Here is a 25,613-nt window from a genome sequence, read left to right on the forward strand (position 1 = left end):
ATAAAGTTAATATTGGGTCTTTTTTGAATAACTATTTTTTTGGTGTTTTATTGTTGTGTAAAGGTTAAAGATTGGTTTCGTTTCGTGTATCTTCTCCCCACAATAATTTGGTTCTTAAAGTTTGTAAAAAAGATTGATTGTTTGGGATGATTGTTTTTACCGTAAAAGCCGCTTTTTTTATAAATATTTCTGTGTTTTTTGATACAGATGATATTCTAGAATCTAACGAAATTAGAAAATCTTTTTCTCTAGAATCTATGGTTAATTTAATGCTGGTAGTATCAGAAATAACCATTGGTCTTGCGTTTAAATTATGAGGTGCTATTGGGGTTATAATTACGTTTTTAGAGTCTGGTGAAATTACTGGGCCATTGCAACTTAAAGAATATCCTGTAGAACCAGTTGGAGTGGCAATTATTAGTCCGTCTGCCCAATAATTGGTTAAATATTCGTTGTTTAAGCTGGTATTAACACCAATCATAGAGGTGGTGTTTTTTCTGGCTATGGTAACTTCGTTTAAAGCAAAATTAAGTTCACTGAATTCTGTTGTTTTTGGAGTTGTTTGTACTTCTAACAGTGTTCTTTTTTGAATGGAATACTCTCCTTTTAAAATAAGATTGATGCTTTCTCTAATTGTTTTTTTGTTGATGGTAGCTAAAAAACCTAATCTACCTGTATTAATACCCAAAATAGGGATGTTTAAATTTCTAATATAGGTTACTGCGCGCAAAATAGTGCCATCTCCCCCCAAAGTAAACATGGTTTCGAAAGAAGAATTTAAGTCGTTAAAATGGGCAAAAGTCGGGTATTTTTTGCTTATAATATTCCCGTTTATTAACAAATTGTAGAACTCTTCTTCTATAAAGCTTACAATGTTGTTTTCTTCGAGAACCTTGAGTAAAATCTTAATTTCTTTTTCTGCAGAAATTGAATAAGACTGACCGTAAATTGCAACTTTTTTCATTTGTAATGCATTAACTTATAAAATGATTATCAATTTTTTTAATATGCCATCTCAGAAGGTTACATTTCTAAGTATTTCTGTAAATATTGAGATCTGTTTTTTAAATCTTCTAAATAAATATCATTTTCATGGGCGGAAACTATTTTATAATCATAGCGTCTAAAAGTTTGTATGATTTCGTTTACTTCATTAGAAACAATTTTTAACGTTAATTGTATAAAATCGTTGTGCTTTTCAGAAACATAAAGGCCTAGCAATTTTGCGCCATTGGCTTCTACTATTTGAGCTACTTCGCTCATAGAGTACTCTAACTCTAATTTTTCGATAATTAATGTTTCACTTTGTTCTATCATAAAAGGACTAGTTGAAAATACATCTAAAACATCATACAAATCATAATAACCCATGTAATTTTTGTCTTTGTTTAAAACAGGAATTATATTGGTGTCATTATCAGCAAAAATCTTTAATAATTCTAAAACAGTTGCTTTCTCATCAGCAAAAAAAGAATTTAATAAATGGGCATAAGTACCTAATTCTGCTTCTTGATTTTCTATAGTTTGTAATTCGTCTTCAGAAAAAGACCCTAATAGTTTACCATTTTCAACCACTGGAAAATGAGTTAACGGAAAATCCTTAAAAAGTTTTTGCCCGTTTTTTACCTTGTCATTAAGATGAAAAGTTCTGTTCTCTTTTAATATGTAATCGTTAATATTCATACTCTACGAATATAGGATAAAATGATTTAATAAATTATCTTTGCAACCTAATTTTAAACAATGACAAAGTTAAGTGTAAATATTAACAAAATTGCAACTTTGCGCAATTCTAGAGGAGGCAATGTGCCAAATTTACTAAAAGTAGCTTCTGATATCGAAAATTTTGGAGCTCAGGGTATCACCATTCACCCAAGGCCAGATGAAAGACATATTCGTTATCAAGATGCACGCGATTTAAAAAACACGGTTACCACTGAGTTTAATATTGAGGGTAACCCAATACAATCTTTTATGGATTTGGTTTTAGAAACCAAACCAACACAAGTTACTTTGGTGCCAGATGCTGTAGATGCTATTACTTCTAACGCAGGTTGGGATACTATTACACATCAAACTTTTTTGAAAGAGGTAATTGCTGAATTCCAAAAAAACGGAATTAGAACTTCCATTTTTATTGATACTGATTTAAAACTCATTGAAGCCGCAGCAAAAACAGGCACAGATCGTATTGAGTTATATACAGAGCAATTTGCTAGTGAGTTTGATAAAGGTAATAAAGATGTGGTAAAACCGTATACAGAAGCTGCTGTTTTGGCTCACAAATTAGGACTAGGTATCAATGCTGGTCATGATTTAAGTTTAGATAATATCAAGTTTTTTAAAGAGAATATTCCCAATTTAGCAGAAGTTTCTATTGGCCATGCTTTAATTGCAGAAAGTTTGTATTTTGGCTTAGAAAATGTGGTGAGCATGTATTTGCATCGTTTGAAATAGTCATCAGTCATCAGTTGTCAGTCGTCAGTTACAAGGGTAATTTAGTAATGAGCACTTTTAAGCCATTTTTCATCTAATAATCAATTCATATAAATGTCTAATAAAATTTTATACTCAACTATAAAAGGTGAAGGAAAACCATTATTAATTTTACATGGCTATTTTGGCATGTCTGATAATTGGAAAACCCTAGGAAATCAATTTGCAGAAGAGTATCAAGTACATTTAATTGATCAAAGAAATCATGGACGTAGTTTTCATTCCGATGATTTTAATTATAATTTATTAGCTGAAGATATATACCATTACATACAACATCATCAATTAAAAAATGTACATATAATTGGGCATTCTATGGGAGGTAAAACTGCCATGTTGTTTGCGGTAACTTATCCTAATTTAGTAGATAAGTTAATTGTTGTTGATATTTCTCCTAAAGCCTATGAACCACATCATAATGCTATTTTAGCTGGGTTAAATTCTGTAGATTTTTCTATTCAAAACTCTAGAAAATTGGTTGATGCGCAATTGGCAACCTACATCTCAGAATTAGATATTCGTCAATTTTTGATGAAAAATGTATATTGGAAAGAAAAAGGAGTGTTAGATTTTAGATTTAATTTAAAATCGCTCACAGATAAAAATCCAGAAGTTGGGAAACCTTTGCCTCAAAATACCTCTTTTGATAAACAAACTTTATTTTTAAAAGGAGAGCGCTCTGGTTATATTGTTGCAGAAGAACAAATGATTATAGATAATCACTTTCCAAACAATAAAGTTGTTGAAATCACAAAATCTGGGCATTGGTTGCATGCCGAAAACCCGAAAGATTTTTATAAAGAAGTTTGCGATTTTTTAGGCTAAGTTATTTCGTTTGATTTATTAAATGAAACATAGGTACAACAACAAAAAATATTCCGTAAATAGATAAGCAACCAATAATTACATTAAATGTAAATTCTCTTCTTAATATTAATTTACCTCTATTTTTTCCAATTAGTTCATGTTGATTTACAATTTTATCCATAATGCGTAAAAAATGATCTGAGGCTTTACTAATTTCTAAAAAACAACTGATGATTTCTTTTTTATTTATGTTATTAGAAGTAAGTAAATTGCTATTGGTTACAATGGCTAAGTAAAAAGGTTCTAATTCTTTATATAAACCTTTTAAATAGAAATCATCATATTTTGTTAAATAATTTTCTTTTAGTTCTTGCTGTAGTTTTTTAAAATTTTCAGTAATTGCTTTCAGTTTTGCGCTGTTTTTTAATGTGTTTTGTTTAGTAGTATTTTCCTTTAAAAGTAATGCAAGTTTTAAAATTTTCTGAGAAAACATGCGTTGTCTGCCAGAAATATTTACTGCAGATAAATCTCTACTTTGGCGTTTAATATCTCTATGTAACGAAATTTTGTTGATAGTTAATAAAACTATAAACGTGGTAAAAATAAAAATGGATCTATTTTTCATGCCAAGAGAAATTTAGGTTATCACTCAAATATAGTCATTTTTATAGAGATTTTCATCGTCAACAAATAATCTGTAATTATTTAAGAAAAACAGTAATATTATAAAAAAGGTTAAAAACAAAGAGTGCAGACCATAAAAAAGTGCGCAACCAATTTGTTGAAATTAAAGATTTTAAAAGTTCTTGAGAATATTTTCCTTCGGATATTTTAAAATGGATAGGAGCAAAACTTAACAAGGTAAAACCCCACAGAAAAACAACCGCAATTAAAGTTGTAAGAGTTGCAAAATTGAAGCGAAAAAATACATTAAATATACTAATTGCCAATTGTAATAGCATTAACGGAACTACAATAACTGTAATGCGTTGTGTGTATTTTTGATGCCAAACTACTAAGTTTGTCCCTTTATAAAACAAAAAACTTGGGTATATAATTAACTGTACCATCCAAATTAAAACCACCAAACCAAAATCTATAATAAGTTGACTAATCGCAGTAAATTGTGCTATCCCAAAATAATTAACTACCAACAAATTCATACTTTTTAAGGATTTCTAAAGTAGTGTATTGTAAAGATTTTATATGTGTTGCTTCTAATATTATGTAAGGCGCTTTGCCAACTTTTTCGGCTTCTAACCATCTAGAAATACATAAACACCATTTGTCACCAGGTTTTAATCCAGGAAAATTCCATTGTGGAATAGGGGTCATTAAATCATTTCCTTTAGATGCAGAATAATTCAAAAAATTTTGGGTTACAACAGCACAAACTGTATGGGTTCCTACATCGTTATTTGCAGTTCTACAAAAACCATCTCTAAAATACCCAGTGGCTGGTGCTGTACAACAGGGCTGTAATGGTTTGTTGAGTATGTTTAATTCCAAAAGCAAAAGATTTAGGCTATAAAGATACTAAAAGTAACTTTTTTAATCAGGTTTGTTTTAGGTAAAATAGTATTTAAAAAAGATAATAATTTGTAGTCTTTTTAATGGTTTATATGCATATTTGTTATTATTAAATCTTTTATGGAACACAAAGAAAAATCGCTATTCCAGTACAGGCTGTTTTGTACGGTGTTGTTTTTTTATATTTTTTTTGCTGCAAATCTTCAAAGTCAGTCACATGGTATTAAAGGTACAGTAACAGACAATCAAAAAGTGCCATTAGAAATGGTTTCGGTAGCTGTGTTAAGTCCTAAAGATGCTGTTTTTTTAAGTTATACCACTACAGATATTCATGGAAATTTTATTTTGAATGATATTCCTAAAGACTCTATTGTACTGCAATTTAATTTATTGGGTTTTACTCCGTTTTCAAAAAAAATACTGTACAAAAATAAATTGATTGATTTAAAAACTATTGTTTTAAAAGAAGATGTAAGTAGTTTAGATGAAATTGTAATTGCAGCAGTTGTGCCCATCCAAATAAAAAAAGATACGGTTAGTTTTAACGCCAATTCGTTTAAAGTAAATCATGATGATAATATTGAAAAGCTTTTAGGAAAATTACCAGGAGTAGATATAGAAGATGGTAAAATTATAACCCAAGGTACTTCTGTAACCAAAATTATGATTGATGGTAAAGAGTTTTTTGGTGGAGACCCATCTATAGTATTAAAAAATATTTCTGCTGATGCTATTAAGAAAATTGAAGTTATTGATAAAAAAAGTGACGAAGAAGAGTTAACAGGGGTTAGTGATGGTAACAAACAGGTAGTTATTAATTTAACTTTAAAAAAAACCAAAAAAAATAGAGGTTTTGGAAAGTTGTCTGCAGGTTTGGGGTTAGATAATCGATATTTTGGCAATGCCAATTACAATCAATTTAATACAAAAACACAACTTTCTTTTGTTGGTAAATTCAACAACATTAATATTACAGGGTCTAATCTTCAAGGTTTTTTAGAAAATGCAGACGGTATTGCAGATGCCTCAGAAGATGATACTAACGATAGTTTTAACATAAAACAAAGAAGTTTAAGTGGTTTTTTAGAAACCAAAATTACAGGTGTGCATTATGGTAGAGAGTTAAAAAAGAAAGAATCTTTAAATGCTGATTATTTTTATAATGCTTCAGATAATAACGGATTTTCAGAAACCAATAGAATAAATTTTACCAATAATAACAACTTTAATTTTAAGTCTAAAAACAATTTTTTAAACATAATTAACAACCATAATTTCAATTTTAACTATCAAAATAAATCTAACAAAACTTACGCTATAAGGCTGCGTGGTCGTTTGTACACAGATGATAGAAATTATAATTTAGATAGAAAAGGAACTTTTGTAAATGCAGATAATGAGTTGGTTACCGAAAACAACTTGTTATCAGATAATAACGTTTTTAAAAAGTTTGGTAATTTAAATTTTAACGTATACAAACGCTTCCAGAAAAAGGGAAGAAGTTTTAACACCGGTTTTAATTGGGTTTTAAATTATATCGATAGAAATAATGATCAAAAAACCTTTATCACAAGAAATTTAAACGGAAACAATCCAAACTATCAAGAAATTATGGCTTTGCGCAATGAAAATAGTGGCTCCAATAATTTTAATTTTCGTTTTAAATTTACAGAACCTTTAGGTGGTAATCATTATTTAAACACCGAAATTAATGCAGGCTTTTATGCTGTAGATGAACAAACAAATCAATCTAGAATTCGGGTTACTTCTACTACAGAAGAAGATTTTATCAAGTTCAATTATACCTTTTATCAAAATATAATGCGATCTAAAATTTTTCATAGTTACAATACACCTAAGCTAAATATTTCTACAACTTTTGAGCTTCATAACCTAAGGCGAGAATTTGGGCAAACTACTGATAAGAACTATAATAAAGAACAATTGTATGTTACACCTTCGTTTTTTTTGCAGTATAAACCTAAAAGAGGTGAAAAGTTGCGTTTTGTTTATAGAAGTCAAATTAGAGCGCCAAGACCCAATGAAACCAATCCTTTTATAAATGATATTAATCCGTATTTTGTAAGAACAGGTAATGTAGATTTGCAACCAGAAAAAGTACATTCGTTTGTGTCTTTTTACAATGTAAGTAGCGCAAATTCATCCGTAAATTTTAACACCAACATCAATTATAGATATGCTACAGATGCCATTATTAGAAGTTTTACGATTGATGATGATTTTAAGAGAACCAGCAGTTTTCAGAACAATGGTAAAAGGCATCGTTTAAATGCACAGACTAGTTTTTCTAAAAAATTAAACAAATTAGGAGTTCGTTTTAATTTAAAAAATAGATTGTTTTACAATACCGTGAATTCTATTGTAAATTTTAATTTAAATAAAGTACAATCTAGAGATTTATCTACCAATTTAGTAATTCAAAATACAAGAAAAAAAACAGTTGATGTTAAAGCTGGTGCATTTTATAATGTGAATAACACAAGTTTTTCTATCGAAAAAGATTTAGATAGAAAATTTACAACGCAACAATATTTTGGAATGGTAGATGTTGATATGAATAAAAGATTGAATGTAAATACGCAGCTAGATTATATTATTTATGATGATAACAAGTTTGATATTCATCAAGAATTACCCATTTGGAATGCAGCAGTGTCTTATTCATTATCTGAAAAAAATAACATTGTAAAACTGGTTTTAATTGATTTGTTGAATAAAAATATTGATGTTTTTAGACGAAGTACAGATAATTTTTTCGAAGAAACTATTGGGCAAAGTTTGGGTAGGTATATCATCTTAAGCTATACCTACAGATTAAATAGTGGAAAAAGAAAAGCCAAAACAAAGCCTATTTAACGCAAGCTTGATGTAACTTTTTTGGTTAAAATAACGTAAGTACGATATAGCTTTTTAGGTTGATACAGGTTTATTTATTTGAAAAACAGTAGACTGTCATTTTAAACATAACTGAGATAAATTTAAATTGATTCATTTCAGTCCGAAAAGATATTCATTTCAAAGAATAAAAGTTATAACACTTTAATAATCAGTGGTTTTTAAATAAAACTTACCATATTTAAAATTCTTTAGCCCCAAATTCACTTTTAATAAATTTTGATTTATTTTTATTAGAGTTAAAATTATACGATAAATTTAACGTAATCATATCTACTTCGTACACATAATTGGTAGTAGTAAAAAATGAACTAGGTCTTGAGGTTGTAATACGTTGCTCATTGGTGTCTAGTAAGCCTAAATCTATGTTTTGCCATTGCAAAGTTGCTGATAATCGATTGTCGTAAAACGTTTTTCGAAGTGTAAGATTTGGAGAATAAAATCTAGAATCTTCTCCCTGAGCTGTAACTCTATCAGATAAATAATTTAAAGTAAATTGTAATGAAGTGGTATTATTAAATTGATAGTTAGAATTTATATTGATGCTATATTGAGTAGCATTACTCTGTATTTGATGACCATTATAAGCCCCATCAATATCAAAATTAAAAATATTAGCACCAATAAAATTACTCCATTTTTCTGTTGGTTTTAGTTGTGCGCCCAATTCTATTCCTAAAGATTTACCTGTACCTACGTTAGAATAAATTCTATCTAAAATGGTGTCATTATAAATTTGATTTACTCTATTCACAAGATTCTTTACATTTCTAAAATAGGCGGTTGCGTACACAGAATTTCCTTTTTTGTAGCGTTTAGAAATTCCGATTTCTACCAAATCTACAAATTCTGGGAGTAAGTTTTTATCACCTTGCTCTAAAGTTTCAGAATGCTCTCTTTCACGAAAAGGGTTCATTTTAAAGGTAGTGGTTCTTTGTACTCTTCTACTGTATGCTGCTTTTAATTTGGCCTTATTTTCTAAAGAATATTCCACACTTGCGGAAGGGAATAATTGTAAATAATTATAATTTATAACTTCTGGAGTGGTTTGGTTTGCACCTTGTAGGGTTAATTCTCTATCCATTTTTTCTAAGCGTACCCCAGCTGCGTATTGCCATTTTTCTTTTTTGTTGCTTAAGTTAATGTAACTAGAATGTAATGTTCTTTTTAAATCAATTTCACTTGTAAATTCTGGCACTGTTTCAAAAATACCGGTTGTGTTATTTCTTCTTTCGTATAAAAAATCTCCTTGATGATCTAAAAATCGATATTGATACCCTGTTTCTAATTTACCAAAAGAAAATTCAGCAAACTCATAATCTACCCTTAAAAGTGTACCATATAAAGGGTTGTCGTTGGTGTTAAATTCATCTTGAATGATTTCTGAGGTGTCTGGATATCCTAAGTTTCTATTCGTTGTTGGGCCACCTAATAAGGTGTATTCATATAAAAATGAGGCAGAAAGTTTAGCATCATTTGCAAACTTATGGGCATAGTCAAAACTACCTAGAGCAAAATCACTTTTTCTAATACGCAAGTTTTCATTAAAATATTGAAATGTGTATAATCTATTATTGCTATTGGCAGGTTGTACAGCATTATTATCAAAATATAAAATATCAGCTCTTCTGTCTTTACTTCTTTTACCCGCAAAAAAGCCTAATGAAAATTCGTTGTTACGATTTGGTATAAAATCTAAAGTAATGTTTCCGCTATAATTTTCTTCATCAAAAGAACGCTCACCATCAGAAGGAAAACTGGTTTTTACATCATTAATAATGGTAAAAACATCACCTTCACGTCTTCCAGATTTATCATTGCGTTGGTAGCTTGCACCTAAAGAAAAGTTCCATTTGTCTTTTCTGTAATTATACGTTGCATCTATTCCATATCGTTTTGCACTTTCAGAGTTGTTGTAATCTTCAATAGAGGGTGCACCAATTCTTGTATTTATTTGAGCAAAAGTTCCGTTTAAAGCCCCTTTTTTTGTGAAAATGTTTAAAATACCAGCTTTTCCTTCAGGATCGTATTTGGCAGATGGTGCTGTAATTACTTCTACTTTATCAATAGCATTAGCCGGAATTTGATTTAAGATTGTAGTAGGATTTCCTTGCACAGGTTTTCCGTTTAACAAAACCACAAAACCAGTGGTTCCACGAACTGCAATATCTCCAGTTCCGTTAATAGATACTGAAGGTAGGTTTTTTATAACATCAGTACCTGAGCCTCCTTGGCTATTTTTAAATTGATTTGCATCAAAAACCTGTTTGTCTATTTTACTAACTACAGCAGCTCTTTCTGCAGTAATTACTACCTCGTTTAACGTATTTCCTAAAGATAATTGAAGTGTTCCTAAATCTTTTTTATCACCAGAAAAAATAATATTTGCTATTTTTTTAGGCTGATATCCAATAAAAGAAATCTCTATAGTGTAGTTTCCTTTTTTGATTTTATCAAAAGTAAAAATACCATTTGCGTTGGTAACTACTCCTGTAATTAATTTTTTTTGAGATTGATTATACAAAGCAACAGTTGCATATTCTAAAGGGGTATTATCTTCCTTATCTAAAATAGTACCTGTAATTTGAGCAGAAATTACTTGGTTGATTAATAAAAACAACACAATTAATATGTTTTTTAAATTTTTTTTCATCATCATTTTTTATTCTGATATTAACATTTCTGGAGTGGCTACTGTTCTAAAACCCATATGATCTGACCCAGAATCTATGGCAACTCCCATTTTAGCAGATATTCTAAAACTAGCACAATACGAATCGTGACATAAAAAAGAACCACCTTTCATAACATGTTCTACTTGATAAGGATTACTTGGACTGTAAGATTTTTCGGATCCTTGTGGATTTAAAAGTGGTTGAGAAGTATCTAATTCTTGATAATGGTTTACGTTAAATAAATCAGAGGTTAATTCCCATACATTTCCTAACATGTCATAAATACCAATACTGTTTGGCGGATAAGACTTTACGCTAGAAATAAATTCAAAACCATCTTTAGATTCATTTTTTGTAGGAAAAACCCCTTGCCAAGTATTCGCATTAGCGTTTAATATAGAAGCGTCATTACCCCAAGTAAAAATGGTATTAGAGTTGTTGCCTTGAGCTGCAGCTTCCCACTCAGCTTCGGTAGGTAATCGTCTATTTGCCCATTTGCAATAGGCTAAGGCATCTTCTAAAGCAATATGAACCACAGGATAATTGTCTTTGCCCTCAATAGAAGAATCGGGCCCTGAAGGATGTTTCCAATCAGCACCAATTTTCCACGTCCACCATTGTTGATAATTGTTCATATTAACAACAGCGTTTACATTTTTATTAAAAATTAGGCTGCCTGGTTGCAAAATAGAATCGTGTGGTTTTGGTGTGCCAGGAGGCAGTTGGCTTTTCATTTCTTCCCAATTAATTTTACGTTCAGCAACAGTTATATATTTTGTAGCCGCTACAAATGCTTTAAATTGTTTGTTTGTAACTTCTGTAGCATCAATAAAAAAACCATCAACAGTTACTAAGTGTGCAGGTTTTTCTCTGGGCATGGCAAACGCATCTCCTTCTTTTGCACCTCTTAAAAATGTTTTTCCTTCAACCCAAACCATGTTTTTTGGAGTTGTTATGGTGTTTTCTGTTTTGCGTTCAGAAGTGTTCGCTTTTTTTTCTTTACAACTTGTTAAAGAAAAAAGAATAATAAAAGTGAATACTGTAAAATTGAAAAACTTTTTTTTAAGAAAGTGTATCATAATGTATTTATGTAATTTTAAGGCTGTAAAAGTAATAATTTATCTTGCTGAAATGGCTTAATAAAACGTTTTTTTCTAGTTTTAGAGTAAAAAAAACAGACTAGTACATACTAGTTGGGTGTAATAAAAAATGTATATTTGCTTTATGGAAGTTGTTTCTTTAAAAAAAAAATCTGGAATCCCTAAATACAAACAAATTATTGCTTCTATTGAGGGTGCAATTGCAAATGGCCTTTTAAAAAAAGGAGATCAACTCCCTTCTTTAAATACAATTAAAAGTAAGCATAAACTTTCTAGAGATACTGTTTTAACTGCTTTTAATGAGTTGAAAAATCGCGGAATTATTCACTCTATTGTAGGAAAAGGGTATTATGTTTCTACAGAAAATATCGCAATTCAGCAAAAGGTGTTTTTACTTTTTGATGAGTTAAATTCATTTAAAGAAGATTTGTATAATTCATTTCTTCAACAATTAAGTAAAAACATTCAGGTAGATATTTTTTTTCATCATTTTAATACAACTATTTTTGAAAAGTTAATTAATGATAATAATGGTGATTATAGTTATTATGTAATTATGCCTGCAAACCTAAAAAATACAGAAAAAGTAATACAGAATTTACCAGATGATAAAGTATATATTTTAGATCAGGTGCAAAAGGGCTTAGAAAAGTACCCTGCAGTGTATCAGAATTTTGAAAAAGATGTTTTCGAAGGGTTATCATCTGTTTTAATGAAAATTATAAGTTATAAAAAAATAATTCTATTGTTTTCAGAAGAAAAACAGCCTAAGGGGATATTAGATGGTTTTTTACGGTTTTGTAATCAATTTAACATCACTTTTGAGGTAGTTTCTTCTATAAAAAATAGAACCCCAGAAAAAGGAGAGGTTTATGTTCTTTTAGAGGATAAAAATTTAATAAGAATCATAAAAAAAATCAAAGAAACAAGTTTGGTTTTAGCCAAAGATATAGGCGTGATTTCTGTAAACGATACCTTACTTAAAGAAGTAGTTGAAAATGGTATAACAACAATTTCTACTGATTTTAATTTAATGGGAGAACAATTGGCAGAAATGATAGTGAACAATACACCTCAAAAAATCGAAAATCCTAGTCGTCTAATCTCAAGAAAATCTATTTAAATGTACAAGATTAACACCATCACAGAAAACGGAATGCGTATTATAGAATTGGTAAACGCATCTAAAACCACATCAGCAAAAATTAATCTAGACCAAGGTGCGCGTTTACAAGAACTAAAATTTAATAACATTTACCTTATTAAAGAGCAAGAAGGCTTTGATTATGCAACTTCATATGCATCTTCTTTATTGTTTCCCTTTGCAAGTAGAATTAAAAATGGAAAATATTCATTTCAAGGAGAAGAATTTCAATTTGAATGTAATGACGGTAATAATGCTTTACATGGTTTGGTATACAATAAAAAATTTGAGCTTTTTGAGCCAGAGGAACATAAACACTGTTGCTTTGCAACCTTTAATTATTTTGAAAAAGAGAATAGTAAAGGTTTTCCTTTTCCTTACTTTTTTTCAGTAACCTATACGCTTTTTGAAGATAAACTAGATGTAAGTATTAGTGTTCAAAATAAAGGTGAATACGCGTTTCCTTTTACCTTAGGATGGCATCCATATTTTAATTGTGATGATTTTGAAAATAGTTTTTTAACTTTTAAAAGTAATAAAAGAGTTGAATTTGATGAGAATTTGATTACAAAAGAGATTGTCGCCGAAACTACACCAGAGGTGTTTGAATTAAAAGATAAACAACTAGACGATTGTTTTGTTTTAGATGATAATAAAGTGGAGTTTACAACACCTGCTTACAAAGTAGAAATTACACAAAACTCCGAAAATAGTTTCCTGCAACTTTATACACCAAAAGATGTGCCTGTAATTGCTATAGAACCGATGACAGGTATTTCCAATAGCTTTAACAATAAAATAGGTCTTAATGTTTTAGAACCGCATAAAAACTACTCTCTTAAATGTAGTGTTAAATTAATTAACTAATAAGTAATATACAATGAGTGCAACATTAATTAAAGATGTAAAAGAAAAATTTATCCAAACGTTTGAAATGCAACCTCTGTTGGTTTTTTCACCAGGAAGAATAAATATTATTGGAGAACATGTAGATTATAATGGTGGGTTTGTTTTTCCTGCTGCAGTAGATAAAGGTATTGCAGCTGCTATACAAAAAAGTAATAGTGGTAGCTGTACTGCAATTGCTTTAGATTTAGATAGTACAATTGATTTTGAATTGGATAAATTAAAACCTTCTAAAGAGGGTAGTTGGGAAAACTATGTCTTTGGTGTTGTTGCAGAAATTCAGAATAGAAATAAAGTTGTGGGCAATTTTAACATCATTTTTAAAGGAAATATTCCTGGTGGGGCAGGCATGTCTTCTTCTGCGGCTTTAGAAAATAGTGTTGTTTTTGGTTTAAATGAATTGTTTGATTTAGGACTAAGTAAAAGAGAAATGATTTTAATTTCTCAAAAAGCAGAACACAATTATGTAGGGGTAAATTGTGGAATTATGGATCAATATGCAAGCATGTTTGGCATAGAAAATAATGCGTTGTTATTAGATTGTAGAACCATAGAAGCCAAACCTTATGAAATTGATTTTAAAGATCATCAACTTATATTAATCAACACCAATGTAAAACACAGTCTTTCTGATAGTGCTTATAATGATAGAAGATCGGCTTGCGAAAGCATTGCAAAATTGTTAAATATAGAAACTTTAAGAGAGGCTACTGAAGCAGATTTAGAAAAAGTTATCGACCAAGTTACTCCAGAAAATTACCAGAAAGCATTATTTGTAATTCAAGAAATTGAACGAACGCAAAAAGCTGCAAAAGCCATAGAAGATAATGATTTGGAAAAACTAGGGGCTTTGATTTATGGCTCGCATAATGGTTTGCAACATCAATATAAAGTAAGTTGTAGCGAGTTAGATTTTTTAGTAGATCAAGCAAAAAAGAACAAAAGTGTTTTAGGTGCTAGGATGATGGGTGGTGGCTTTGGTGGCTGTACCATTAATTTAATTGCTAGAGATGAGGTAAAAGCATTTGCTGAATCAGCATCTAAAGCATATAAACATAAATTTGATAAAGAGTGTTCTGTGTATTTTATTGAATTGGCAGAAGGAACACATATTGTACAATAAACAATCAACGAGAAAATAGTATAATGGAAAATACAAACTTACAAGATTATTCTCATAAGAGATTTAATATTTTAACAGGAGAATGGGTATTGGTTTCTCCACATAGAGCAAAACGCCCATGGCAAGGTCAAAATGAGGAAGTTTCTAAAGAACAAAGACCTTCTTACGATGAAAAATGTTACCTCTGTGCAACAAATACAAGAATTAGTGGAGATGTAAATCCTGATTATAAAGACGTTTTTGTGTTTACAAACGATTTTGCGGCGCTACAAAAAGATTCGCCAACGTTTAATGTAAACGACGGATTATTCAAAGCTCAAAGCGAAACTGGTATTTGTAAAGTAATCTGCTTCAGTCCAGATCATTCTAAAAGTTTGGCAGAAATGAAAGTAGAAGATATTAAAAAAGTAGTACACGCTTGGCAAAAAGAATATACAGAATTGGGTAAAAATGAGATGATTAATTATGTGCAAATTTTTGAAAACAAAGGTGCTGTAATGGGTTGTAGTAATCCACATCCTCATGGACAAATTTGGAGTCAATCTACCTTGCCCAATGAAGTAGAAAAGAAAGATACTCAACAGTCAAAGTATTTTGCAGCGCAAAATCGCAGTCTTTTAGAAGACTATCTAAAGCAAGAAATAGCGGCTAAAGAAAGAATTATTTTTGAAAATGAAGATTTTGTGGTGTTAACTCCTTTCTGGGCTGTTTGGCCTTTCGAAGTTATGATTGCGCCTAAAAAGCAACAGAAAAGTATTTTAGATTTATCTGATGAAGGCGCAAAAAACTATGCAGAAGCAATTTCTGCAATTACAAAAGCTTACGATAAATTGTTTAATACGTCTTTCCCTTATTCAAGCGGAATTCATCAAGCACCAACAAATGGCGAAGATAATAGTCATTGGCATTGGCACATGAGCTTTTATCCACCATTATTAAGAAGTGCAACCGTTAAAAAATTTATGGTTGGTTATGAAATGTTTGGTACACCTCAAAGAGATATTACAGCAGAAATAGCAGCTAAAAGGTTAAAAGATTTAATATAAAACGCTTTTAATAGAAAAAGGTGTCAATTTTGTTTCGTAATAGGGCAGTTTTACTGTAAAATGCAGGGAATCAAAATAAAAAAATGAATGTAGATAAATGATAAATTTTATATATTTTTAAGTGATTTGATTATTTCTATGAAAATTATTTAATAAAATTTTAGAATTTAATTTTATTTCGTAAAAATCAGTAAACTTTTGTAATAATATTTGTGTATCTGAATTTAATCTTTAGATTTGCCTCTATAAACAAGAACAACCAATGTTAAATAACAACTATACTCGTTTCTTTTTTTACTTTTATTTTTACAATAAGAGAAGAGGCTTTGTATGTTGTTAAGAAACATTCATAATATATAAAGTCTCGAATTTAATTCGAGGCTTTTTTTTTGATATAATATCTCAAAATAAGTTGAACAGAACAATCGCAATACAAGGAGCAGAAGGCTCAAACCATCATAAAGTTGCTCGCGACTTTTATGGATCTGAAATCCAATTAAAAGAATGCATGTCTTTTGATGATTTGGTAGATAGTCTGTTAGATAAAACTGCAGATTTAGGAGTTATGGCTTTAGAAAACACTATAGCAGGTTCAATAATTCCGAATTATGCTTTAATAGATAAGTATAATTTACACATTACAGACGAAGAATATTTAAATATTCATCATCATTTAATGGCGTTAAAAGGGCAAAAAATAGAAGATATAAAAGAAGTTTGGTCGCATCCAATGGCACTGTTACAATGCAAAGAGTTTTTTAAAAAACATCCAAGTATTAAATTGGTAGAAGATGTAGATACTGCAGAAGTTGCCAAAAGAATTGCCAAAGAAAATTTAACAGGTATTGCAGCAATTGCCCCAAAAATAGCGGCAGAAATTTTTGATTTAGAGGTTTTAGAAGATGAGCTACAAACCATAAAAGACAATTCTACACGTTTTGTAATTGTACAAACAAAAGAACCAATTCGTAATGAGGCCGTAAATAAAGCATCTTTAAAATTTCAATTGAATCATAAAAGAGGAAGCTTAGCAGCCATTTTAAATGTGTTAAGCGATTGTAAAATGAATTTAACAAAAATTCAATCTTTACCAGTAATCGAAACTCCTTGGAAATATTCCTTTTTTGTTGATATTACTTTTGATGATTTTAAAGATTACAAAAAAGCAGAAGCTGTTTTACAAATAATGGCAGAAGAATTTAAAGTATTAGGAACCTATAAAAATGGTAGGCTTAAGCCGAATTCTGAACTCGTTTTAGAATCTAAATAATTGAGTATGATACAACCAGCCAAAAGATTAGATACAGTACAAGAATACTATTTTTCTAAAAAATTGAGAGAAGTAAGAGGTTTAGCTGCTGCAGGAAAACCAATCATTAATATGGGTATTGGCTCTCCAGATTTGCAACCACCAACACAAGTTTTAGAAGCAATTTCTAATAGTTTGGGTGATACAAGTGCGCATAAATATCAATCTTACCAAGGTTTACCAGAGTTAAGAAATGCAATTTCAGATTTCTATAAAGATAAATTTTCTGTAGCTTCAAATCCAGAAAATGAAATTTTACCTTTAATGGGAAGCAAAGAAGGAATTATGCATATTTCTATGGCTTTTTTAAACGAAGGCGATAAAGTGTTAATTCCTAATCCTGGTTATCCAACTTACACATCAGTAACTAAACTAGTAGGTGCAGAACCTCTTTTTTATAATTTAAGTGATGAAACTAATTGGCAACCAAATTTTGATGCTTTAGAAAATGAAGATTTATCTGATGTAAAATTGATGTGGGTAAATTATCCGCACATGCCAACAGGTACAGATGCAACATTAGAAACGTTTGAAAAATTAGTAGCTTTTGGTAAAAAACACAATATTTTAATTGTTAATGACAACCCTTATAGTTTTATTTTAAATGATAACCCTATCAGCATTTTACAAGTTGATGACGCAAAAGACATTGCTTTAGAATTAAATTCTTTAAGTAAAACTTTTAATATGGCTGGTTGGAGAGTGGGTATGTTATTAGGAAAATCAACATACATCAACGAAGTTTTAAAAGTAAAATCTAATATGGATTCTGGTATGTTCTACGGAATTCAAAAAGGAGCCATAGAAGCCTTACAATTATCTGATGATTGGTTTTTATCGCAAAACAAAATTTACGAAGAACGAAGAAAATTAATTTGGCAATTGGCAGATAAATTAGAGGCAACCTACAGTAAAAATGCGACAGGTTTATTTGTTTGGGCAAAAATTCCAGAAGGAAAAAAATCTGAAGAAGTAACTGATAAAGTGTTGTATGAGAATGATATTTTCATTACTCCAGGAACTATTTTCGGAAGTCAAGGAGAAGGATACATTCGTTTTTCATTGTGTGTAACTTCAGAAATAATTAAAGAAGCAATAAACAGGTTTTAAAACTCCTGCAAGGTTTCCAAAACCTAGCAGGTATATAAATACTAAAAAAAAAACTAAAAGGTGTCAAAAACCTTGCAGGATTAGAAATAGAAATGAAAAATATATACATGATTGGTATTGGTTTAATTGGTGGTAGTTTTGCCATCGATATTAAAAACCACAATCCAGAAGCTGTCATTCACGGAATTAGTAGAAAAGACGAAACCCTAAATAAAGCTTTAGAGTTAAATTTAATAGACAAAAAAGCAACCCTAGACGATTTAGAAAATGCAGATCTTGTAATTGTGTCTATTCCTGTAGATGCTACTGTAAAATTACTACCAACAATTTTAGATAAAATATCAGATAATGGTTTGGTTGTAGATGCAGGTTCAACAAAAGAGGCAATTTGTAAAGTGGTTGAACATCATCCAAAAAGACGTAATTTTTTAGCAGCACATCCAATTGCAGGTACAGAAAACTCTGGGCCAACAGCAGCCATTTCTGGCTTATATAAAGGGAAAACGAACATTATTTGCGAAGTAGAAAAAACAACTTTTAAGTTGCAAGAAAAAGCTTTAGAACTTTTTAGAGCGCTTGGAATGCGTATTAGATATATGGATCCTGTTTCGCATGACAAGCATATTGCGTATGTTTCGCACTTATCGCACATTAGTGCATTTATGTTAGGTAAAACAGTAATCAATAAAGAAAAAAACGAACGAGATATTTTCGATATGGCAGGTTCAGGATTTCAATCTACAGTACGTTTGGCAAAAAGTTCGCCAGCAATGTGGACTCCAATTTTTGAACAGAATAAAGAAAATGTAATAGAAACATTAGAAGAATACATCAACAATTTACAAAATTTTAAAACGTTGATGGAACAAGATAAATTCTCCGAAATTTTTAACGAAATGGAGAACACCAATTATATTAAACAAATTTTAAACGGCATAAAATAAGAAGCCACAATCGTTGAGTATCAAGTTAAGAGTACGTATGTCATTCTGAGCTTGTCGAAGAATCTCAACACAAATTAATTATTAAAATGAAAAATACAAAAGAATTAAGAGCATGGTTGGATGATATGAATTTAACACATCCACTAGTAATAGCAGGGCCTTGTAGTGCAGAAACCGAAGAACAGGTTTTAAAAATAGCACACGAATTAAAAGATTCTGATGTAAATTATTTTAGAGCCGGAATTTGGAAACCTAGAACAAGACCAGGAAATTTTGAAGGTGTTGGCGCTTTAGGTTTAGGCTGGTTAAAAAAAGTAAAAGAAGAAACAGGTATGAAAACCTGTACAGAAGTTGCAAATGCAGCACACTGTAAATTAGCTATTGAGAACGATGTAGATTTACTTTGGATTGGAGCTCGTTCTACAGTATCTCCTTTTATTATGCAAGAAATTGCAGATGCTTTACAAGGAACAGACAAAATTGTTTTGGTAAAAAATCCAGTAAATCCAGATTTAGCTTTATGGTTAGGTGGCATAGAAAGATTATATACTGCAGGAATCAAAAATTTAGGAGCAATTCACAGAGGATTTTCTACATACGATAAATCAAAATACAGAAACAATCCAAACTGGCAATTGGCAATCGAATTCCAAGATAAATTTCCAGATTTACCATTAATTTGCGATCCATCACACATTACAGGTAACAGAGAAATGATTCAAGATGTTTCACAAGTTGCTTTAGACTTAAACTTCGATGGTTTAATGATCGAAACACACTGGGATCCAGAAAATGCTTGGTCAGATGCAGCACAACAAGTAACACCAACAAAATTGAAATCAATTATGGAGGAGTTAAAAATTAAGAAAACTACAGAAACAGCCTCTAGTTACAGAGAGCCTTTAGAAAACTTAAGAGCACAAATTAATGTGGTAGATGACCAATTAATTGAGTTGTTAGGCAAACGTATGGATGTTGCAGATAAAATCGGAGAATTAAAGAAAGAGCAAAATGTAGCTGTTTTACAATCTAGACGTTGGAACGAAATTCTTGGAAACATGGTTTTAGAAGGAACAAGCAAAGGTTTAAGCGAAGAATTTGTTTTAAAAATGTTTAAAGCCATTCACCAAGAATCTATCAATCATCAAGAAAAAATTATCAATGGATAATTTAAATTCTACAATAAAAAAAACCGCCTATAGGCGGTTTTTTTTATTGTAGAATATTTTATTGAATGGAGAAATCAAATACAGATTGATTTGTTCTACCTTCTGGTACACGTCCTTGATAAATAAAACAATATTCACCAGGCTCTAAGTTAGTAGTTACTTTAAATTTATTACTTTCCATTTCATCTATTGTAAAAGGTATTGCGTTTTTAGGATCTATACCATTAGAACTTGAATATGCATTTGATTTTCCTATAACAAGTTCTCTTAAATTTTTTCTGTTCTTAACTTTAAATTTAACAAGAACAAATTCATTAGGAGAAGTGGCAGTTCTAAACCACCAATTTAGAATACCCTCTTGATTACCTTGATTTGTTTGCATATTATCTACATCAGCAATATTAAAAATAAAGACAAATTCCTGCTGACCAGATTGCATTACATTGTTAGATTTAGATTTAGGTAATTGTGCTTTCTTTTTGGCATTCATAAATGATCCAATTAGCTTTTGTGCTGCAGCATTTGAGTTTGTTCCGGAAAATACAGAAGGTTGTATTCGTTTATTTTCTCCATCATTTTTTAAATAATAGATTCCTGTTTTACTTTTTGTATTATGTTTAGATTTCTGCATAATTAGAGACAATAAATCTACAGAAACACCAGCTTCCTTCAATTTAGTTAAAGCTTCTATAGATGCATCAAACTTTACATTAGAAGAATTAATTTTATCAATAATTGTGTTATCATCAAACCCTAATTGTATCATTTGTACAATAGATTCATTTGTTACCAGGTCTTGTGAAAAAGTTGTTAATGTTAAAAATAGTAAGATTGTTGTAAATAAATTTTTCATAATTGTGAATTTTTTTTTTCAAAACTAATTTTTTTAAGTTTTTTTTAAAAAACAAAGTTGTTAAAAAAAATGTTAAAATTAAATGTAAAGTGATTATATTCAGGTGTTTGATGTTTGAGCTTCTTAAAACCTATGTACTAAAATTAGGTTTTCAGGTTCAATGCTAAATTATCATAGCAATCACCTAAAATTAAGTTTACTTAAAATCAAACCTTTTAGTTTTAACTATAATCGCTATATTTTTATCATAATGAATATTTAAGTTGTAATTTAAATAATTTCTCTTAAATTAATTTTAATTCTGCATCTTTGTATTAATGACAGGAATCGTATACAAATCCACAGGAAGTTGGTATCAAGTAAAATCTGAAGAAGGAGTTTTTTATCAATGTAGAATAAAAGGGAAATTCAGAATAAAAGGGATTAAAAGTACCAATCCTATTGCTGTTGGCGACAAAGTAGTTTTTGATCTCGAACAAAAAGGAGACGAAAAAACGGGTGTCATCAAAAAAATCTTAGACAGAGATAATTTTATTGTACGTAAATCTGTAAATCTTTCTAAGCAAACACACATTATAGCTGCAAATTTAGATTTGGTTTTTTTAATGATTACCATTAATAATCCACCAACATTAACAGCGTTTATAGATCGTTTTTTAGTAACAACTAGAGCTTACAGAATACATACTATTTTAATTTTTAACAAGATAGATGCTTACGAAATAGAAGAAAGAGCAGAAATTTTATACCTAAAAGATATTTATGAAGCAATTGGCTATACATGTATAGAAGTTTCAGCTACACAAAATAAAAATGTAGATAAGGTTAAAGAATTAATGACTGGTAAAACCTCTATGTTTGTTGGTCATTCAGGTGTAGGTAAAACAACTTTAGTAAATGCAATTGAGCCAAATTTAAATTTAAAAACAAAAGAAATTTCTTATCAACATCAACAAGGACAACACACTACAACCTTTGCAGAAATGTTCGATTTAAGCTTTAATGCTAGAATTATTGACACTCCAGGTATTAAAGGTTTTGGAGTGGTTGATATGGATAAATACGAATTAGGCGATTATTTTCCAGAGTTTTTTGAATTAAAACAATACTGTAAATTCAATGATTGTTTGCATTTAAAAGAACCACAATGTGCTGTAAAAGCAGCTTTAGAAGACGAAGAAATTTCGTGGTCTAGATATAGAAGCTATCTTCAAATTTTAGAAGGCGAAGAAGAAACAGAACATTATAGAACCGATATTTGGAACGAAGAAGAGGATTAGTCCATTTGTGTTTTATATATCTATCCAAATAAATAAGACTTGTAAATAGTTTTCTTTAAAAAACATTTGTAAGTTTATAAAATAAAGTCTTAAAGAATCTAAAAGTAAAAGTCCCCTTTGGGGATTTAGGGGAATGAAAGTAGTTTTACAAAGAGTATCAAAAGCAAGTGTTACCATTTCAGATAAAAAAGTAGCCAACATCAAAAATGGGTTGTTGGTGCTTTTAGGTATTGTAAATGAAGATACCCAAGAAGATATTAATTGGTTGATTCGTAAAATTACAAACCTTCGTATTTTTAATGATGACAATCACGTGATGAATTTATCTTTAAAAGACATCTCTGGAGAAATTATTGTGGTAAGTCAGTTTACCTTGCAAGCATCAACCAAAAAAGGAAACAGACCTAGTTATATAAAAGCTGCAAAACCACAGGTTGCTATACCTTTGTATAAAGATTTTGTAACATCACTGCAAAAAGAAATTACCACAAAAGTTCAAACAGGCGAGTTTGGTGCAGACATGAAAGTTGAGTTGTTAAACGATGGTCCTGTAACTATAATCATTGACTCTAAAAACAAAGAATGATCTTTGCTTTGTTAATTTTGTATTAAAAAACAGTAAAAATACTTTCCACGGAAAATAAATTACATATATTTGCCATGGAAAATAAATTCGAAAACAATTCAAATTAAAAAACATGAAAAAATTAGTTTTATCATTAGTAGTGCTTGCATCAATAGTAATTGCATGTAAGGGAGAGAAAAAAGAAAAAGCTGTAGAAACTAAAGAAGAGGTTAAAGTAGAGGCAAAAATTTCAGATTTAAATAATGTAGATACAGCAGCATCAGTTTTAAACTGGAAAGGAACTAAGCCCACAGGTTCTCATAATGGATCAGTAATGATTAAAGATGGTGATTTATTAGTAGAAGATGGTAAAGTAACTGGTGGTGAATTTGTAATTGATATGAGTTCTATAAAAGTATTAGATATTCCTGCAGATAATGAAGGTAATGGTAAATTGGTTGGACATTTAACAAGTGCAGATTTTTTTGACGTAGCTACATATCCAACATCTAAATTTGTAATTACAAGTGTAGAAGATAAAGGAGATAATATTCATGTAACTGGTAATTTAACCTTAAAAGATGTTACAAAAAGTATTACAATTCCTGCAACAGTTTCTACAGAAGGTGGCGTAACTACTTTTGAAAGCGAAAAATTTATGGTAAATAGAGCAGATTTTAATGTAAAATATGGTTCTAAATCATTTTTCGATAATTTAAAAGATAAATTTATCGATGATAATATGGAGTTATCTTTTGTAGTAAAAACTAAAGCGTAATCTAATAAGTACTTATACTATGACACTAAAAAAAGCATCAAGACCTTGTGGATGTGGATTAACATCAGATCCTAATGGAAATTGCGATGGTTCACACGCAAACAAATAAAGAAATTTTTTCTTAATTATTAACCCAAAACTTTTTGTTTTGGGTTTTCTTTTTTAATTTTTATAGCTATTATCGAACTTAATTGTTTATCAACAAAATATGCAACACAGCTTTTCATATCAATAGTGCTATTTATCATAAAGAAATTAAACGTAAAAATTATTTTTAAAAACTGTAAACTTTATCATCATCATAAATAAACTACTATCAGAATAAAAAAATACTTAAAATTGAATTTTTGTAACATCAATTTTGTTAAACTTGATGAATTTATGTAACCTAAAAAAGTGTTTAATTCAATAAATTACATTTATTTAAGCGTTAAATAACCTTATAAAACAAGAAATTTTGCAATCTTTGTAATACTTATTTAAGTTTACGATTAATCTTAAAGATTTTACAGTTTTAAACTATCAATTATGAAAATACTAGTACATATAGCAAGAATCATAGTAGGTGCCTTATTTATTTTTTCAGGTGCTGTAAAATTGGTAGATCCAATTGGTTCTCAATACAAATTCGAAGAATATTTTTCTGAAGGCGTTTTAAATTTAGAGTTTTTAATTCCGTTTGCTTTAATATTTTCTATTATTCTCATCATAGCAGAAATTGTTTTAGGAGTTGCTTTGTTAGTGGGCTGGAAACCAAAATTAACCGTTAATAGTTTAAAAATTATTATTCTAATATTTCTGTTTTTAACTTGGTATTCTGCTTATTATAATAAAGTTACAGACTGTGGTTGTTTTGGTGATGCCATCAAACTACAACCTTGGGAAACGTTTTATAAAGATGTATTGCTAACGGTTTTAATATTTTTCATTGGGTTCAACATCAAAAGGGTTAAGCCTATTTTTTCAAAAAATAACAATGGTTTACTTGTATTTTTATCTTTAGTAATTTCTTGTGGCATAACGTATTACTCGCTAGCACATTTGCCAATTATCGACTTTAGACCCTATGCAATTGGCAAAAATATACCTGAAGGAATGGAGTATAAAGACGATGGAGAAATACCACCTGTGCACGATTTCTTTTTAGAGGATGCACAGAACGACCTAGCGCCTCAAATTTTAAAAATGGATAAAGTCATTTTGGTGATTATGTCTAGTTTAGAAAAATCGGAATACGAGGCTTTTCCTGAAATTAAAAAATTAGCAGATAACGCTATTGCAAAAGGTTATAAAATATATGGAGTTTCTGCATCATTTTCGGACATCATTCAACTTACAAAAAACAAGTTTCAACTTCCTTTTGAAATCTTATTCTGTGATGAAACCACTCTAAAAACAATGATAAGAGCAAATCCTGGTATATTGATTTTAAAAAATGGAACAGTTACCGAAAAGAAAAACTGGACAGATATTGATGATATAGAACTATAATGAAAAGTTTATTATTCGTTTTTATTGGTGGTGGTTTTGGTAGTGTTTTACGCTTTTTAATTGGTAAATGGCTCAATAATTCAGAAAACGGAATTCCATATGGCACATTTGCAGCCAATATTTTAGGAAGTTTTTTAATTGGGTTTATTTTAGGTTATGCTGCAAAAAGTGATGTGCTTAACCAAAATCATACATTATTATTAGCCACTGGTTTTTGTGGTGGTTTTACCACTTTTTCTACTTTTGCGTATGAAAACCATATCTTTCTAAAATCAGGAGATTTTACTTCTTTTGCCTTTTACACAATTGCAAGTTTTGTGGTTGGCTTTTTGGCTGTTTTTACAGGAATGTATTTGGTGAAATTTATATAA

Annotated in this window: 24 protein-coding genes; 16 read left to right on the forward strand and 8 right to left on the reverse strand. The window is 29.9% G+C overall.

The annotated features are described in order from the left end of the window. Positions 1-64: 64 nt before the first annotated feature. Together ACW9UN_RS15075 and ACW9UN_RS15080 are read right to left on the reverse strand one after the other, a co-directional pair. Positions 65-964, reverse strand: coding sequence for an NAD kinase (locus ACW9UN_RS15075; protein WP_459487180.1), 900 nt, complete (start codon positions 962-964; stop codon positions 65-67). 59 nt (positions 965-1,023) lie between these two features. Then, a complete protein-coding gene (locus tag ACW9UN_RS15080; protein ID WP_459487181.1) occupies positions 1,024-1,683 on the reverse strand; it encodes a CBS domain-containing protein in 660 nt (219 codons plus the stop codon). 60 nt (positions 1,684-1,743) lie between these two features. On the opposite strand from ACW9UN_RS15080, the gene ACW9UN_RS15085 reads away from it, so the two are divergent. Both ACW9UN_RS15085 and ACW9UN_RS15090 read left to right on the forward strand, forming a co-directional pair. After that, a complete protein-coding gene (locus ACW9UN_RS15085) occupies positions 1,744-2,457 on the forward strand; it encodes a pyridoxine 5'-phosphate synthase (RefSeq protein ID WP_459487182.1) in 714 nt (237 codons plus the stop codon). Positions 2,458-2,550: 93 nt separating this feature from the next. After that, positions 2,551-3,321 carry an alpha/beta fold hydrolase gene (locus ACW9UN_RS15090; RefSeq protein WP_459487183.1) on the forward strand — a complete coding sequence of 257 codons (771 nt, stop codon included), beginning with the start codon at positions 2,551-2,553 and terminating at the stop codon, positions 3,319-3,321. 1 nt (position 3,322) lies between these two features. On the opposite strand, the gene ACW9UN_RS15095 is transcribed toward ACW9UN_RS15090, so the two are convergent. From ACW9UN_RS15095 to ACW9UN_RS15105, 3 genes are all read right to left on the reverse strand, one after another. After that, a complete protein-coding gene (locus ACW9UN_RS15095; protein WP_397447734.1) occupies positions 3,323-3,928 on the reverse strand; it encodes a type IV pili methyl-accepting chemotaxis transducer N-terminal domain-containing protein in 606 nt (201 codons plus the stop codon). Between the two features lie 76 nt (positions 3,929-4,004). Then, complete coding sequence (locus tag ACW9UN_RS15100; RefSeq protein WP_459487184.1) at positions 4,005-4,466, reverse strand: hypothetical protein; 462 nt, start codon at positions 4,464-4,466, stop codon at positions 4,005-4,007. Further along, positions 4,447-4,812, reverse strand: coding sequence for a DUF2237 family protein (locus tag ACW9UN_RS15105; RefSeq protein WP_459487185.1), 366 nt, complete (start codon positions 4,810-4,812; stop codon positions 4,447-4,449). The genes ACW9UN_RS15100 and ACW9UN_RS15105 overlap by 20 nt, the downstream gene beginning before the upstream one ends. 141 nt (positions 4,813-4,953) lie before the next feature. On the opposite strand from ACW9UN_RS15105, the gene ACW9UN_RS15110 reads away from it, so the two are divergent. Beyond that, positions 4,954-7,710: an outer membrane beta-barrel protein gene (locus ACW9UN_RS15110; protein WP_459487186.1), complete on the forward strand. Its 2,757-nt coding sequence runs from the start codon at positions 4,954-4,956 to the stop codon at positions 7,708-7,710. 220 nt (positions 7,711-7,930) lie between these two features. Here ACW9UN_RS15110 and ACW9UN_RS15115 read toward each other — a convergent pair whose 3' ends face one another. Further along, positions 7,931-10,402, reverse strand: a complete 2,472-nt coding sequence (locus ACW9UN_RS15115) for a TonB-dependent receptor (protein WP_459487188.1) — start codon at positions 10,400-10,402, stop codon at positions 7,931-7,933. 9 nt (positions 10,403-10,411) lie between these two features. Then, positions 10,412-11,503, reverse strand: a complete 1,092-nt coding sequence (locus tag ACW9UN_RS15120) for a formylglycine-generating enzyme family protein (protein WP_459487189.1) — start codon at positions 11,501-11,503, stop codon at positions 10,412-10,414. Positions 11,504-11,633: 130 nt separating this feature from the next. On the opposite strand from ACW9UN_RS15120, the gene ACW9UN_RS15125 reads away from it, so the two are divergent. From ACW9UN_RS15125 to ACW9UN_RS15160, 8 genes are all read left to right on the forward strand, one after another. Continuing rightward, positions 11,634-12,647, forward strand: coding sequence for a GntR family transcriptional regulator (locus tag ACW9UN_RS15125; protein ID WP_459487190.1), 1,014 nt, complete (start codon positions 11,634-11,636; stop codon positions 12,645-12,647). Further along, positions 12,648-13,535 carry an aldose 1-epimerase gene (locus ACW9UN_RS15130; RefSeq protein WP_459487191.1) on the forward strand — a complete coding sequence of 296 codons (888 nt, stop codon included), beginning with the start codon at positions 12,648-12,650 and terminating at the stop codon, positions 13,533-13,535. Positions 13,536-13,548: 13 nt separating this feature from the next. Further along, complete coding sequence (gene galK / locus ACW9UN_RS15135; protein ID WP_459487192.1) at positions 13,549-14,697, forward strand: galactokinase; 1,149 nt, start codon at positions 13,549-13,551, stop codon at positions 14,695-14,697. A 23-nt stretch (positions 14,698-14,720) separates the two neighbouring features. Then, positions 14,721-15,743, forward strand: a complete 1,023-nt coding sequence (locus ACW9UN_RS15140) for a UDP-glucose--hexose-1-phosphate uridylyltransferase (RefSeq protein ID WP_459487193.1) — start codon at positions 14,721-14,723, stop codon at positions 15,741-15,743. A 412-nt stretch (positions 15,744-16,155) separates the two neighbouring features. Continuing rightward, on the forward strand, positions 16,156-17,013 hold the full coding sequence (locus ACW9UN_RS15145) for a prephenate dehydratase (protein ID WP_459487194.1): 858 nt from the start codon (positions 16,156-16,158) through the stop codon (positions 17,011-17,013). 6 nt (positions 17,014-17,019) lie between these two features. Beyond that, positions 17,020-18,162: a pyridoxal phosphate-dependent aminotransferase gene (locus ACW9UN_RS15150; protein ID WP_459487195.1), complete on the forward strand. Its 1,143-nt coding sequence runs from the start codon at positions 17,020-17,022 to the stop codon at positions 18,160-18,162. A 92-nt stretch (positions 18,163-18,254) separates the two neighbouring features. Then, a complete protein-coding gene (locus ACW9UN_RS15155; protein WP_459487196.1) occupies positions 18,255-19,106 on the forward strand; it encodes a prephenate dehydrogenase in 852 nt (283 codons plus the stop codon). 86 nt (positions 19,107-19,192) lie between these two features. Next, positions 19,193-20,275: a chorismate mutase gene (locus ACW9UN_RS15160; RefSeq protein WP_459487197.1), complete on the forward strand. Its 1,083-nt coding sequence runs from the start codon at positions 19,193-19,195 to the stop codon at positions 20,273-20,275. Between the two features lie 58 nt (positions 20,276-20,333). Here the strand turns inward: ACW9UN_RS15160 and ACW9UN_RS15165 are convergent, their stop codons facing one another. Then, complete coding sequence (locus ACW9UN_RS15165) at positions 20,334-21,128, reverse strand: hypothetical protein (RefSeq protein WP_459487198.1); 795 nt, start codon at positions 21,126-21,128, stop codon at positions 20,334-20,336. A 317-nt stretch (positions 21,129-21,445) separates the two neighbouring features. Here ACW9UN_RS15165 and rsgA point away from each other — a divergent pair, with 317 nt between their 5' ends. The 5 genes from rsgA (at position 21,446) to crcB (ending at position 25,613) form a co-directional block, all read left to right on the forward strand. Further along, the gene (gene rsgA / locus ACW9UN_RS15170) at positions 21,446-22,408 is read left to right on the forward strand and encodes a ribosome small subunit-dependent GTPase A (protein ID WP_459487200.1); all 963 of its coding nucleotides are present in this window, start codon (positions 21,446-21,448) and stop codon (positions 22,406-22,408) included. A 133-nt stretch (positions 22,409-22,541) separates the two neighbouring features. Then, entirely contained in the window at positions 22,542-22,994 is a 453-nt protein-coding gene (gene dtd, locus ACW9UN_RS15175) for a D-aminoacyl-tRNA deacylase (RefSeq protein ID WP_459487201.1), read from the forward strand. Positions 22,995-23,106: 112 nt separating this feature from the next. Further along, entirely contained in the window at positions 23,107-23,751 is a 645-nt protein-coding gene (locus ACW9UN_RS15180; protein WP_459487202.1) for a YceI family protein, read from the forward strand. A 528-nt stretch (positions 23,752-24,279) separates the two neighbouring features. Next, entirely contained in the window at positions 24,280-25,242 is a 963-nt protein-coding gene (locus ACW9UN_RS15185) for a BT_3928 family protein (RefSeq protein WP_459487203.1), read from the forward strand. Further along, positions 25,242-25,613 carry a fluoride efflux transporter CrcB gene (gene crcB, locus ACW9UN_RS15190; protein WP_459487204.1) on the forward strand — a complete coding sequence of 124 codons (372 nt, stop codon included), beginning with the start codon at positions 25,242-25,244 and terminating at the stop codon, positions 25,611-25,613. Before ACW9UN_RS15185 ends, crcB begins: the two co-directional genes overlap by 1 nt.

The sequence above is a fragment of the Polaribacter litoreus genome, from assembly GCF_054584775.1.

Excerpts from the sequence above, each read along its gene's own strand:
- ACW9UN_RS15075 (WP_459487180.1), bottom strand. The coding sequence starts at position 964 with ATGAAAAAAGTTGCAATTTACGGTCAGTCTTATTCAATTTCTGCAGAA.
- ACW9UN_RS15080 (WP_459487181.1), bottom strand. The coding sequence starts at position 1,683 with ATGAATATTAACGATTACATATTAAAAGAGAACAGAACTTTTCATCTT.
- ACW9UN_RS15085 (WP_459487182.1), top strand. The coding sequence starts at position 1,744 with ATGACAAAGTTAAGTGTAAATATTAACAAAATTGCAACTTTGCGCAAT.
- ACW9UN_RS15090 (WP_459487183.1), top strand. The coding sequence starts at position 2,551 with ATGTCTAATAAAATTTTATACTCAACTATAAAAGGTGAAGGAAAACCA.
- ACW9UN_RS15095 (WP_397447734.1), bottom strand. The coding sequence starts at position 3,928 with ATGAAAAATAGATCCATTTTTATTTTTACCACGTTTATAGTTTTATTA.
- ACW9UN_RS15100 (WP_459487184.1), bottom strand. The coding sequence starts at position 4,466 with ATGAATTTGTTGGTAGTTAATTATTTTGGGATAGCACAATTTACTGCG.
- ACW9UN_RS15110 (WP_459487186.1), top strand. The coding sequence starts at position 4,954 with ATGGAACACAAAGAAAAATCGCTATTCCAGTACAGGCTGTTTTGTACG.
- ACW9UN_RS15115 (WP_459487188.1), bottom strand. The coding sequence starts at position 10,402 with ATGAAAAAAAATTTAAAAAACATATTAATTGTGTTGTTTTTATTAATC.
- ACW9UN_RS15120 (WP_459487189.1), bottom strand. The coding sequence starts at position 11,503 with ATGATACACTTTCTTAAAAAAAAGTTTTTCAATTTTACAGTATTCACT.
- ACW9UN_RS15125 (WP_459487190.1), top strand. The coding sequence starts at position 11,634 with ATGTATATTTGCTTTATGGAAGTTGTTTCTTTAAAAAAAAAATCTGGA.
- ACW9UN_RS15130 (WP_459487191.1), top strand. The coding sequence starts at position 12,648 with ATGTACAAGATTAACACCATCACAGAAAACGGAATGCGTATTATAGAA.
- galK (WP_459487192.1), top strand. The coding sequence starts at position 13,549 with ATGAGTGCAACATTAATTAAAGATGTAAAAGAAAAATTTATCCAAACG.
- ACW9UN_RS15140 (WP_459487193.1), top strand. The coding sequence starts at position 14,721 with ATGGAAAATACAAACTTACAAGATTATTCTCATAAGAGATTTAATATT.
- ACW9UN_RS15150 (WP_459487195.1), top strand. The coding sequence starts at position 17,020 with ATGATACAACCAGCCAAAAGATTAGATACAGTACAAGAATACTATTTT.
- ACW9UN_RS15155 (WP_459487196.1), top strand. The coding sequence starts at position 18,255 with ATGAAAAATATATACATGATTGGTATTGGTTTAATTGGTGGTAGTTTT.
- ACW9UN_RS15160 (WP_459487197.1), top strand. The coding sequence starts at position 19,193 with ATGAAAAATACAAAAGAATTAAGAGCATGGTTGGATGATATGAATTTA.
- ACW9UN_RS15165 (WP_459487198.1), bottom strand. The coding sequence starts at position 21,128 with ATGAAAAATTTATTTACAACAATCTTACTATTTTTAACATTAACAACT.
- rsgA (WP_459487200.1), top strand. The coding sequence starts at position 21,446 with ATGACAGGAATCGTATACAAATCCACAGGAAGTTGGTATCAAGTAAAA.
- dtd (WP_459487201.1), top strand. The coding sequence starts at position 22,542 with ATGAAAGTAGTTTTACAAAGAGTATCAAAAGCAAGTGTTACCATTTCA.
- ACW9UN_RS15180 (WP_459487202.1), top strand. The coding sequence starts at position 23,107 with ATGAAAAAATTAGTTTTATCATTAGTAGTGCTTGCATCAATAGTAATT.
- ACW9UN_RS15185 (WP_459487203.1), top strand. The coding sequence starts at position 24,280 with ATGAAAATACTAGTACATATAGCAAGAATCATAGTAGGTGCCTTATTT.
- crcB (WP_459487204.1), top strand. The coding sequence starts at position 25,242 with ATGAAAAGTTTATTATTCGTTTTTATTGGTGGTGGTTTTGGTAGTGTT.